Origin of the sequence: Nocardia otitidiscaviarum NBRC 14405 (genome assembly GCF_000308635.1) — a bacterium.
Lineage (GTDB): Bacteria > Actinomycetota > Actinomycetes > Mycobacteriales > Mycobacteriaceae > Nocardia > Nocardia otitidiscaviarum.
The window spans coordinates 24,134-35,167 of sequence record NZ_BAGD01000110.1 but is presented as its reverse complement, the minus strand read 5'-3'; the positions used below and the strand labels follow the sequence as shown (position 1 = coordinate 35,167).

Here is an 11,034-nt window from a genome sequence, read left to right as displayed (position 1 = left end):
TCGGGGTCGGTGATGTCGATCCCCGACGCGTTGCGGATGGCCGAGGGTAGCTACCCGTTGTTGATGTTGTTCGACGGCAAGGGTCTCCCGTTGCATTTGGGGCGGGGGAGGTATCGGTTGGCGTCGTCGTGGCAGCGGTTGGCGTGTATCGCCGCCGACCGGGGTTGTACCCGCCCGGGGTGTGAGGCTCCGGCGACGATGTGCGCGGTGCATCATATGGTGCCGTGGTTGCGGGGTGGTCGTACCGATATCGACAACCTCACGTTGGTGTGCGACCGCTGCCACGCCCAGATCCCCGAGGATGTCGAGGATCCGGCCGGGTGGGCCACCCTCGGACGCGGCTACAGCCACGGCATCGCCGGTGGCAACAGCAGCGGCAGCGGCAGCGACGGCAGCCGTGGCGGCAATATCGGCGGCGGCAGCATCGGTGGTGTCGGCAACCGTGGCGGCGGTGTCGGTAGTGGCCGGTATCCGGGTCGTGTCGTGTGGGCGCCGCCGACGCGGATCGATCCGGGTCGGGTTCCTCGGGTGAATCTGCATCATCATCCGGAGCAGTGGCTCACCGATGCCCCGGGCGGGCAGTCGCCCCCGACGCTCAGCCGATCGGCATCCCCAACGCTCGGCCAGCCGATGTCCCCTGGGCTCGCACGGTCGACGCCCTCGGTGGTCGGCCCACCGACACCTCCTCCAACACTGAGTCAGCCGACGTCGCCGATGTCGGGTCAGCCGAAGCGCTCGGTCGTCGGTCGGCCGATGCCTCCGCCGTTGGGTCGACAGGGTGCGGGCGCGTGTGATCGCCCGTCCCCGCGACGGAACGACCGAAACGCTACCGACCACCACAACCGCTCAGATCATCACGCCCGCACGGTGCCCCCGCAAAACGCCCAGCAGCCGGACCCGACCCGAGGCGATCACTTACGCCAATAACAACCACCCCGGTAACAACCATCTCGAGAACGCAACCCCAGCCAGTCCGTCGGCTGGGGTAGAAGCGCGCGGCACCCAACCCGGCGTCAGCGCAAGCCAGGTAAGGCACCCAACGCCACCACACTCATCTCTTCACATCTCTGCAGCAACACCCCGAGCCCGACACGACCCCCGACACCTCAACACATGGACAAGGCCGAAACCTACTGCCGAACAATCACTCCCCAGTCCCGCGGGCCGAACTCCAGTCAGCCGTCGTCGGGCATGACGCGAAAATGTTCGAAGCCGGTGAATGGGCGCATCGCGCAGAATTCACGGCGATCCAACATGGAAACACCCCGGCGAGCAGCCACATCCCTGATGACGGTGAGATCATCGGGATCCGTGGAGGTCGTTCAGCGTCTCGAGTTGCCAGTCGTGCGGGTGGTCTAGTCCGGTTGGGTGGGCCAGCCCGGGTAGGCGGGTTGCACGGGTGGGGGCGTGTCGCTGTAGCTGATCTCGTTCTCGACCGGTGCGTCCGGATACAGGCTCAGGGCCCAGTCATCGCACGATGTCTCGTTCACGACGTAGGAGATGGTCCATCCGGTGAACACGTTGTAGGTAGGTGCCTGCCAGTGCATTCGGTCCGGTGCTGGACTTGGAGTGGTCGTGGTGGTGGGCGTGGAGGTCGTGGGGGCGAGTGTGTCGTCGGTGCGGGTGAATCGCGCTGCCAGGGCGGATCCTCGGCCGTACCACCTCCTGTACCGGCCGTCATCGAGTTGACCGTAGGCGTTCGGTAGGGCGCAGAATTCGACGAGGTACCCGTCCCCCGTGTCCTGGATTCGCTGGATGTGGTTGAGCACCGTTCCGGCGATGGTTCCGCGGTAACTCTCGACCTGGTAGCGGGTCGCGTATGGCCGATCCAGGGCGTTGGCGTAGCCGGGGTAGGCGTGCTCGAGTCCGGCGTAGCTGCCGATGATGTCGGATTCGTTCGCGGCGCGCATCAGTGTGGCTGGGGTGGAGAAGAGGTCGATGCCGGGTTCGGCCGACCACACCACGGTGGCGTTGCGGACCTCGTCAGGTGGTTCGTATACGCCACTCGAGGGGCGCGAGCTGGTGCTGGTTGTCGGAGTGTCGCGGGTGTCGGTTCCACCGCATCCGGTGGCGAGGATGATCACCGCGCCGATGGTCGCGGTGAGTCGTGCCGATGATCGTGGTGTCATCATTTGGGCCACGTGTTCTTGGGGTCGATGGGTTCGGCGAGGCCAGCGAGGACATCGTTGACCGTTTTCTTGCCGTCGAGGGGTTTGATCTGGTTCTCGAGTGCCGAGTCCTCACCGTCGTCGGCCCTCTGGCCGTAGGCGTCGAACTTCGTCGTGTCGATGCCAGCTCCAGTAAGTAGTGCGTTCACCCGATCTGCGGAGGGGGTCCGGTCACCCTGCGGCTGGCCTTTGATGTCGGCGGTGTAGTCGGTGTAGTTCTTGAATCGTTGTCCGCTGGCGTCTTTGTATTCCGGTGGCACGTCGTTGATGTCGATCCTGCCTTGGTTGGTGAGTTCGAGCAGGGCGTTGTACTGGCGGTGGGCCGGGTCGCCGAATTCGGTCGCGCTGAAATCGTTGCCGTTGACGGTCAACGGGTCGTGCGGGCCGACCTGGTCGGGCCGGAGATTGTATTTCAGCGGGTCGTGCGGGTCGACCTGTTCGGGGTCGAACGGGAACACGCCCAGCTTGAACGGTTCGGCCGCGGTCGCGGCCGCGACCCCGCCGGGGCCGAACCCGCTGGCCGCGATCTGCGCGGCGGTGTAGGCCGCGTTCCATTGCGCGGTCTTCTCGGCGGCGGCGTCTCTGGCCTCGTCGCTGCGTTCGCTGTATTCGTTCTTCAGCGCCTCGTTCACCGCCCACTCCATCCGGTTGGCGTATCGGCCGATATCGGGATCACCGGCACCGGGCATACCGGGTGTGACGAACACCTTGTCCATCCGCTGCGACTCCGCCAGGGCCGCGCCGTTGATGATCTGACTGGCGCCGGGATCGGTGGACAGCACGCTCAGCGTCCGCACCACCTCTCTGGGCCCGAAGTCGTTGCCGAATCCGAGGGTGCCCGACAGATCATCGGGCATGCCGACCAGCTTTCCCACGAACGGTTGCAGTGCCTCGGCGACCTCCTTGGCCGCTTCGGGCGATATCCCGGCGCTGTTCAGAGTGCCGAGATCGTCGGGGTTCTTGCCGGACAGCAGCACGTCGAAGTTGTTGGTGCCGTCGGCGGAGTCGGTGGTGGAGATGATGTCCGCCAGTCCGCGTGCGGCCCGCCCGGCGTGGGTGGCCTGGTCGACCTGCGCTTGATAGTCGGGGTGCTCCGGCGGCACGGTGACGTGCGCATCCTGTGGAATCCAGTCGGTCATCGCCCCGAGCAGTGGACTGTTCGGGTCGCTGGATTCGCGTTGCAGCAGCGACAGCATCGCGGTGTCGGGGTGGTAACCGTCGCCCAGGATCTCCGGTCCGCCCTCGCCGGTGAGGATGGCGGTGGTTCCCTCGTGGTTGCGGGAAGCGATCTCGATCGCGTTGGTGAGCGAATCATCCAGGGGGACACCGGAGTCCGGACCCATCTGAACGTTGTGCGATTCCAGCCAGGCCAGATGCAGGCCCTGCCGGTGCAGTTCGGTCGACAGTTTCGTGCCGGGCTGGTAACCCGGGTCCGACTGTGCGATGGCATCGAGGAACCGGCCCTGCTGGGACAGGAACGCGCCCTGGTTCGCGATGCCCGGCAGCCCCATGTCGGGGTACTGGCTGGCAGTGTCGTCCGGTGCCGAGCCGCTGAGGCTCACCCGTGTGGAGATCATTTGCTGGACGTCGCCGGGGAGCCGGTCGTAGCCGCCGGGGGTCTGGCCGCCGTCCGCGCCGACGCCGACGACCTGCTCGTTCGACAGCAGCATGACCGCATTGCCGAGAGCCTGCGCCCGGGCTTCGCCTTCGGGTCCTTGCGCCCGCAGTTGCTCGCTGAGTTCGGCGAAGCCCTCCGGTCCGGCGGTCTCGAGGAGGCGTTGGGTGAACTCGAGTGTGGAGGCGGGCACGACGACGGTCGCACCGGATGCCAGTGTCGCCTGGTCGTCGCCGGAAAGGTTGACCTGGTCGAGGGCCTGCTCGATGCGGGTCATGGCCTCGGGCGACACCGGGCCCTCCTTGGCGACTTCCGCGCCCAGGTCCGCGCCGGTATTGCCGTCGACCGACGGCGCGGCACCGGCGTTGGGCAGCTCCGCGAACGCGGTGTCGATGCCCTGGACGACGCTCTGCGCGGCCGCCCCCGCCCCGGACAGTCCGGCTTGCAGGGCGCGGGTGTACTCGTCGGCCTGGCGTTCCAGCGCCGCGAGCTTGATGGCCGCGCTGTCCGCGTCACCGGAGAGCGCGTTCGCCGTCTGCGCCAGCGACAGCGTCACGGTGCCGTCCTCACCCCAGAGGAAGCCGCCGGAGGTGATCGCGGTCAGCAGCGTCGTCACCGTCTTCTGAGCGAACCGTAGCGGCTCGAGACCGTTGCTGATCGCGGTGCCGGCCGCTTGCAGCGCTCCGATGGTCCGATAGCCGGTGTCGCGGACGGTCACGCTCTTGTCGCGCAGACCGTTGCCGAACTTGCCGACCAGGTAGTCGGCGGAGTTGCCGATATCGTTGTAGGCGACGTCGAGTTCGGTCTGGAACTTGCTCGCCTGCTGGTTCCAGAAGCCGCCCTGCTGCTCGAGCTGCTCGAGTTGCCAGTCGCGCACTTGCGACACGGTGGGAGTGGGGGACTCGCTCATGGCCGGTCCTCGCTACCGGGGGATCCGGCTCGCGGAGTCCGCGTCTTGCGCCAGGACCGCGGACAGGCCGTTGCCGGTGCGCACGGCCATCACCCGGACCTGTTCGGTGGTCGCGGTCATGGCGATCGTGGCATTGGTGGAGCCGGTCATGCATGCCGCGTCGATCCCGGTGCCGGGCAGCAGTGGGTTCAGCGTGAGCGTCGAGGACAGCGTCTGGTCGTCGGCGCGGATCCCGCCCAGCGTGTCCGCCGCGGTGTTCATCGCAGACACCAGGCCACGAACCCGTTCCCGGTCGACGAAGATGAAATCCTCGGCGTCGTAGCTCATCGGCCGATCCCCGCTTCGGTCAGTCTGGTCCGTTTCCGCTGGTAACTGTACTGGACGCGAGTCGCGGGGCCCTCGCGCCGGACGCTCGGTCAGTCGGCCGCGATGCGCGATTTCGGCCGCAGCGGGTGGTAGTCCTCATCGTCCACGTCGCCGGAGCCGTAGCCCATGTTCGAGGGCGGCGGGGCGGCCGCCGGTGGCAGGTCGCGCTGGGGTGCGTCCCCGATCTGTGCGATCACCGCCGCTGTCCGGGGATCGTCGCGCACCTCGCGAACCAGATCTTCGACCTGAGCCTGCGCCTGCGCGCGGGCGCTGTTGAGCAGGCGCGTGAGCAGCGGACCCAGCCGCCGCCCGCCCGGAAAGGCGTCCTCGTCGATGTGCACGGTGGTGACCTGGCCGTCCGCCCTGACATCGACGTAGACGCCGTCGGCTCGGATGGCGGCGTGCCCCTCCGTCAGCGCCTCGGCCAGTCTGTCCAGCTTCGTGCCGAGCGAGTCCGATCCTGGCCTGTCCATTCGTCCTTCCTTCGAACGATTCGGGATGAGAAACGATTCGTAGGGGAACAGTACCCAGTGGACTCGAGGCCACGTTGTGCCCGCTTCGCCCGTAGAAACCGGGGCTTGTTCGCCATCACCCGCGATGGTGTCGTTGTCTACGCGGTGAGGGATCGGGAGGAGCTCGCCGCGGGATCACGGCGAGAGGGAAACATTCGTGGGAGACCTGGAACGGGTCGAGGCGCGGCGTGCGGAGCTGGCGAAGGAGCTGCTGGCCTACTTCGGGTCGATGGCCGAGATCGAATTGTCGCCGGATGACGATATTTTCGCGCTCGGACTGGTGAATTCGCTGCGGGCGCTCGAGATCGTCGTGCACGTCGAGAAGACGTACGGCATCACGGTCGAGGTCGAGGATCTCGAGCTGGACAACTTTCGCAGCGCGGCGCGGGCGGCCGCCTTCGTCGAGCGCAAGCGGGGCGGGGACAGTCGCTCGTGATCGCGGTGGACGACCTCGTCCGGGCCGCGGCCGTGGACGGTGCGCGGTGGGATCGCGACGGGCTGCCCGATGCCATGGTCGAGCGGGCGGCGCGGGCCGGGGTGCTCGGCGCGGATCGGCCCGTGGCATTCGGCGGTGCCGGATGCGATGCGCGCGAGCTGGGCGAACTGGCCGCGACGCTGGGGCACGCGTGCACCAGCCTGCGTTCGCTGCTGACCGTGCACGGAATGGTCGCCGCCGCGGTGGACCGCTGGGGCACGGCCGCGCAGCGCGGCGAGTGGCTGCCCCGGCTCACCTCCGGTGAGCTCATTGCCGCGCTGGCGGCGACCGAAGCCGGTGCTGGCACCGAACTATCCGCTGTCGCTACGACTTTCGCACCCGACGGCCAGGATTACCTGGTGACCGGCACCAAACTGTGGGTCACCTTCGGCCAGCGCGCGGACGTGTACCTCGTACTCGGCAAGGTGGGTGGATCGCCCGATCCGGCATCCGGGCCGACCGCACCCGGCTCCGCCCCGGGTGGCCTGTGCGCGGCACTGGTGGATCGGCGCCGTCCCGGCGTCGCGGTGGAGCCCGCCGACAGTGGCCTGGGCCTGCGCGGCGCGCGGCTGGCGACCATTCGGTTCGACCGGGTGCGCATCCCCGCCACCCAGCTGATCGCACCGCCCGGATTCGGCCTGTCCCACGTCATCGGCACCGCGCTGGATCACGGCCGCTACACCGTCGCCTGGGGCTGCGTCGGGCTCGCCCGCGCCTGCCTCGACGATGCCGCCGCTCACGCCGCCACCCGCGTCCAGGGCGGCACGGTGCTCGCCGAGCACCAGTTGATCCGCGCCACGCTCGGCCGCGGCTGGGCGGACGTCGAAGGCGCTCGAGCATTGTGCGAACGCGCGGGCGACGCCCGGATCGCCGGATCCCCGGCGGCGCTAATCGCCACCATCACCGCCAAATACGCGGCCGCGGCCGCCGCGGCCACGGTCAGCGAGCGCGCCGTGCAGGTGCTCGGCGCGGCGGGCTGCGCACCGGACGGTCGCGTCGGCCGGTTCTATCGCGACGCCAAGGTCATGCAAATCATCGAGGGAGCACAGGAGGTCGCCGAGGTGGCCATGGGTGAACATGTCGTGCGGGGTGCGCGATGACGCACGACCGCGTACTGCTGGGTCCGGTCGCGACCTGGTTCCCGGACACCGTGGCCGAGGTCGCGACCCTGGCGGAACTGTCCGAACTGCCCGCGCACCGCCGCGACCACGCCCTGGCCCTGGGCATCGACACGGTGCGCACGGCCGACGCCATGACCGAGGTCGATCTCGCCGCCGAGGCGGCACGCATCGCCCTGGACGAGGCCGCGCTCGACGCCGCAGACCTGGACGCGCTGATCCTGGTCACCGGCCGCGCACCGCACTACCTGCTGGCCTCGGAGGCGACCCGGCTGCAACACCGGCTCGGCGCCACCCGCGCCTTCACCACGGCGGTCGGCGATCTCGGCTGCGTCTCCATCTCCTCGGCACTGACCCTGGCCGCCGCCCTGGTGCGCGCCGAAACCCACTGCCGCACCGCCCTCGTGGTCACCGCGGCCAAGACACCCACCCGCAACCGCTATCGCGCCCCCATGACGCTGCTCGGCGACGGTGCGGCCGCGGTGCTGGTCACCACCTCCGGTCCGGGTCGCTGGGAGTTCGTCGACCAGATCGTGCGCAGTGAAGGCAAATACGCCGATCTGTTCCGCATCGACTACCGCGACACGGACTCCGAGGACTGGGTGGAGGAGTGCGCCGACGAGTCCACCTATTCCTTCCGGCTCGCCGTGGAGAGCAAGAAGCGATTCGAAACGATCATCCCGGAACTGCTGCGCCGCAACGAAGTTCCTCACGGCGCGCCGGGGTCGATGCTCATGCAGAACCTGTCGGCGGGAGCGTTCGCCTTCTGGGAGGAGGCGCTCGACCGCCCGGTCGACAAGGTCTGCCACGCCAATCTGGCGGCCTACGGCCATCTCGGCTCGATGGACATGCTGGTCAATCTCGAAGCCGCTGCACCCACCCGAGCGACCGATGCGTACGCACTGCTGTTGAACAGCAGCCCGGTCGCCGCGTGGAGCGCCGGGCTGCTGCGGAGGCTGTGATGACGACGGTGAAATGCCTGGTCTGGGATCTCGACGACACGGTGTGGCCCGGCGTCGTCCTGGAAGCCGATGGTGGCGCACCGAAAGCCGAAGTGCTGCACACCATCCGGACTCTCGACGAGCGCGGCATCCTGCACGCAGTCGCGAGTCGCGGCGAACCGGCCGCCACCACGGCGCATTTGCGCGCCCACGGTATCGAGGACATGTTCTCGGCCGTCGAGATCGGCTGGGGTCCCAAGTCGGAGGCCGTCCGCCGCATCGCCGCGGCACTGAATATCGGACGCGACACCATCGCCTTCGTCGACAATGATCCGGTCGAGCTGGCCGAGGTGGCCGCCGCCCTCCCGGAGGTGCGCTGCTACCCGGTCGAGCGCATTGCCGAACTGCCGGAGCTACCCGAATTCACGCCCGCCACCGCGACATCCGAGGCGAGGCAGCGTCGCGCTCTGTACCGCGCGGAACGCGAACGCCAGGAGTCCCAGGCCGAATTCGGCGGTTCGGACTCCGATTTCCTCGCCTCGCTGGATCTGGTCATGACGGTGCGCCCGGCCACCGAAGCCGATCTGGTGCGCGCACACGAGCTGACCGAACGCACCCACCAGCTCAATACCACCGGCGTCACCTTCGACCTCGCCGAACTGCGGGCCCTGTGCGCCTCCCCGCGCCACGAGGTGCTCGTCGCCTCGCTCACCGACCGCTTCGGTGGCTACGGCACCATCGGGCTGGCGGTGACCGAACGGCGCGGATCCGATTCGGTCCTGCTCCTGCTGCTCATGTCCTGCCGGGTCATGTCGCGCGGTGTCGGTACCGCCTTCATCGCCGAGGTGGTGCGGCGCGCCGACGCGGCCGGTCTGCGCTCGGCCGCGGAATTCGTTGCCACACCGCTGAACCGGGTCATGTTGGTGACCCTGCGTTTCGCCGGATACGACGTGGTCGAGCGCGCGGGGGACCGCATGCTGCTCGCCCGCACGGCTCCGGCCGCGACCATCGGCGGCACCGATCATGTCGAGGTGGTCCGATGAACACGGACCCGCTGAGCGCCGATATACCGAGTACCGATGTGCCGAGCGCCGACCTGCTCGGCGGGTTCCTGCGCCAAGCCGACCGGGTACCCGATCGCACCGCCCTCGTCGTGGGGGAGCGCTCGGTCACCTACCGCGAACTCGACACCGCGACAGCGTCGTTGGCGCGTCGGCTGCTCGCCGCCGGGGTGCGGCCCGGGCAGACGGTCGTCGTCTACCAGCAACAGAGCCTGGATACCCTGATCGGGATGATCGCGGCCCAGCGCGCGGCGGCGGCCTGGTGCGTCATCGAACCCGGCCCTGGTGGTGAGGCGTCCTTGGGCGCGTTGCTGGCGGCGGTGGATTGCGGGGCCGTGATCATCGACGGCCGCGATCCGCTCACGCCGGGCGGGGTGGCGGCGGCAGTGGCGGACGCGACGGGGGGTCCGCCACTGCTCGACGTCGCCGTGCGGGCGGAATCGTCCGAGATGCCACTGCCGGGTCGGCCGCTGTCGCGAGCGCCCGCTTACGCCATCACCACCTCCGGCTCCACGGGCGTGCCCAAGGTGGTGGTGGTTTCCCGCGCGAATCTCGCCACCCTGATCGGCTCGCGGGACTACCCGTACACCGATGGCGAATTGGTCACCTTCTCGGCCATGCGGCTGATCTGGGACGGTTCCCTGATGGCACTGGCCTGGGCGCTCACGGTGGGCGGCACGAGCGTGCTGCCCGACGCCCGGACGCTGCGCGACGCGGACGCGGTCGCCGCGCTCGCCCGTCGCCACGCGGTGACCCACCTCGTCGCCACCCCGTCGTTCTACCGGCTGCTGCTGCCGCGTCTGGTCGAACTGCGGTCGACGCTGCGCATTGTGACGCTGGCCGGGGAGGCGCTTCCGGCGCGTGTGGTGGACGAGCACCGCGAGATCCTGCCCGCCGCCGCCCTGTACAACGAATACGGACCCACCGAGGCGACCGTCACCTGCATCGTGCACACCGTCGCGGACATCCCGAGACAGGTGGTACCGATCGGCAGGCCGACCGCGGGCAGCACGGCGCACCTGCTGGACGATCGGCTGCGTCCGGTCCGCAGTGGCGCGCGGGGCGACCTGTACCTCGGCGGCGGACAGATCACCGACGGCTACGCCGCCCAGCCTGGCCTGACCGCGACCCGCTTCGTGGCCGACCCGTTCGCCGCCGAACCGGGTGCGCGCATGTACCTGACCGGTGACCTCGCCCGCACGGACGCCCACGGCGATATCGAATTCCACGGTCGCGCCGACAGTCAGCTCAAGGTTCGGGGTGTGCGCATCGAACGCGGTGCGGTGGAGACGGTGCTGGAAGCCCATCCGGCCGTGCGTGAAGCGGTCGTACTGCCGGTCACCGATGTCGACGACACCGTATATCTGGCCGGGTTCTGGGTGCCGGTGGACAGCACCGCCGTCCCGCCCGCATCGAGTGCGTTGGCGGAATTCTGTGCCGAACGTCTGATGCCCGAGGCGGTTCCGGCGCGCTTCGTCCCCATCGACGCGCTGCCGATCGCGGCGGGCAGCAGCAAGCTCGACGAATCCGCCCTGCGCGCGCTGCTGTACAAACCCGTTGATCGGCAACCGGTTTCGCGGGACGACTGGTCCGAGGCCGAGCGCGCGATCGGCGCGATCTGGTCGGAAGTGCTGCTGCACGACGAATTCGACCGCGAGGACCGTTTTCTCGACGTCGGCGGCAACTCCCATCGTGTGGTCGCGCTGCACATGCGGCTGGAGGCGCGCTGGCCGGGCGCGATCTCGGTGGGCCTGCTGTTCGATCTGGACACCGTGGCCGCGCAGGCCGCCGCGCTGCCCGCGGACCCGGCGCACACCGCCGAACCCGCCGCGGCGGCCGACATCCCCCTGGCATTCGAGGTGTGAAGG

At 69.0% G+C, this 11,034-nt stretch carries 10 protein-coding genes; 6 read left to right on the top strand and 4 right to left on the bottom strand.

The genetic code is table 11. The features are described from left to right. Positions 1–12: 12 nt before the first annotated feature. Positions 13–927, top strand: a complete 915-nt coding sequence (locus ON31_RS38450) for an HNH endonuclease signature motif containing protein (RefSeq protein ID WP_306306427.1) — start codon at positions 13–15, stop codon at positions 925–927. A 428-nt stretch (positions 928–1,355) separates the two neighbouring features. Here ON31_RS38450 and ON31_RS25605 read toward each other — a convergent pair whose 3' ends face one another. The 4 genes from ON31_RS25605 to ON31_RS25590 form a co-directional block, all read right to left on the bottom strand. Continuing rightward, on the bottom strand, positions 1,356–2,132 hold the full coding sequence (locus ON31_RS25605; protein ID WP_147286970.1) for a hypothetical protein: 777 nt from the start codon (positions 2,130–2,132) through the stop codon (positions 1,356–1,358). Next, positions 2,129–4,693 (bottom strand): TPR repeat domain-containing protein, encoded by a 2,565-nt coding sequence (locus tag ON31_RS25600; RefSeq protein WP_115061440.1) that lies wholly within the window; start codon positions 4,691–4,693, stop codon positions 2,129–2,131. Before ON31_RS25600 ends, ON31_RS25605 begins: the two co-directional genes overlap by 4 nt. Before the next feature lie 12 nt (positions 4,694–4,705). Continuing rightward, a complete protein-coding gene (locus ON31_RS25595; RefSeq protein WP_039817313.1) occupies positions 4,706–5,020 on the bottom strand; it encodes a hypothetical protein in 315 nt (104 codons plus the stop codon). An 89-nt stretch (positions 5,021–5,109) separates the two neighbouring features. Beyond that, entirely contained in the window at positions 5,110–5,532 is a 423-nt protein-coding gene (locus tag ON31_RS25590; protein WP_039817312.1) for a hypothetical protein, read from the bottom strand. A 196-nt stretch (positions 5,533–5,728) separates the two neighbouring features. On the opposite strand from ON31_RS25590, the gene ON31_RS25585 reads away from it, so the two are divergent. From ON31_RS25585 to ON31_RS25565, 5 genes are read left to right on the top strand one after another with little or no spacing between them, the layout of a single operon-like run. After that, complete coding sequence (locus ON31_RS25585; RefSeq protein ID WP_039817311.1) at positions 5,729–6,007, top strand: acyl carrier protein; 279 nt, start codon at positions 5,729–5,731, stop codon at positions 6,005–6,007. Then, on the top strand, positions 6,004–7,146 hold the full coding sequence (locus tag ON31_RS25580) for an acyl-CoA dehydrogenase family protein (protein ID WP_039817310.1): 1,143 nt from the start codon (positions 6,004–6,006) through the stop codon (positions 7,144–7,146). The genes ON31_RS25585 and ON31_RS25580 overlap by 4 nt, the downstream gene beginning before the upstream one ends. After that, positions 7,143–8,126, top strand: coding sequence for a beta-ketoacyl-[acyl-carrier-protein] synthase family protein (locus ON31_RS25575; RefSeq protein WP_039817309.1), 984 nt, complete (start codon positions 7,143–7,145; stop codon positions 8,124–8,126). Before ON31_RS25580 ends, ON31_RS25575 begins: the two co-directional genes overlap by 4 nt. Continuing rightward, a complete protein-coding gene (locus tag ON31_RS25570; protein WP_039817308.1) occupies positions 8,126–9,148 on the top strand; it encodes an HAD-IIIC family phosphatase in 1,023 nt (340 codons plus the stop codon). Before ON31_RS25575 ends, ON31_RS25570 begins: the two co-directional genes overlap by 1 nt. After that, complete coding sequence (locus ON31_RS25565; RefSeq protein ID WP_051037745.1) at positions 9,145–11,031, top strand: non-ribosomal peptide synthetase; 1,887 nt, start codon at positions 9,145–9,147, stop codon at positions 11,029–11,031. The genes ON31_RS25570 and ON31_RS25565 overlap by 4 nt, the downstream gene beginning before the upstream one ends. Positions 11,032–11,034: the final 3 nt, after the last annotated feature.

Bases quoted from the DNA above. Each gene is read 5' to 3' on its own strand.
- ON31_RS38450 (WP_306306427.1), top strand. From the start codon at position 13: ATGTCGATCCCCGACGCGTTGCGGATGGCCGAGGGTAGCTACCCGTTG.
- ON31_RS25605 (WP_147286970.1), bottom strand. From the start codon at position 2,132: ATGATGACACCACGATCATCGGCACGACTCACCGCGACCATCGGCGCG.
- ON31_RS25600 (WP_115061440.1), bottom strand. From the start codon at position 4,693: ATGAGCGAGTCCCCCACTCCCACCGTGTCGCAAGTGCGCGACTGGCAA.
- ON31_RS25595 (WP_039817313.1), bottom strand. From the start codon at position 5,020: ATGAGCTACGACGCCGAGGATTTCATCTTCGTCGACCGGGAACGGGTT.
- ON31_RS25590 (WP_039817312.1), bottom strand. From the start codon at position 5,532: ATGGACAGGCCAGGATCGGACTCGCTCGGCACGAAGCTGGACAGACTG.
- ON31_RS25575 (WP_039817309.1), top strand. From the start codon at position 7,143: ATGACGCACGACCGCGTACTGCTGGGTCCGGTCGCGACCTGGTTCCCG.
- ON31_RS25570 (WP_039817308.1), top strand. From the start codon at position 8,126: ATGACGACGGTGAAATGCCTGGTCTGGGATCTCGACGACACGGTGTGG.
- ON31_RS25565 (WP_051037745.1), top strand. From the start codon at position 9,145: ATGAACACGGACCCGCTGAGCGCCGATATACCGAGTACCGATGTGCCG.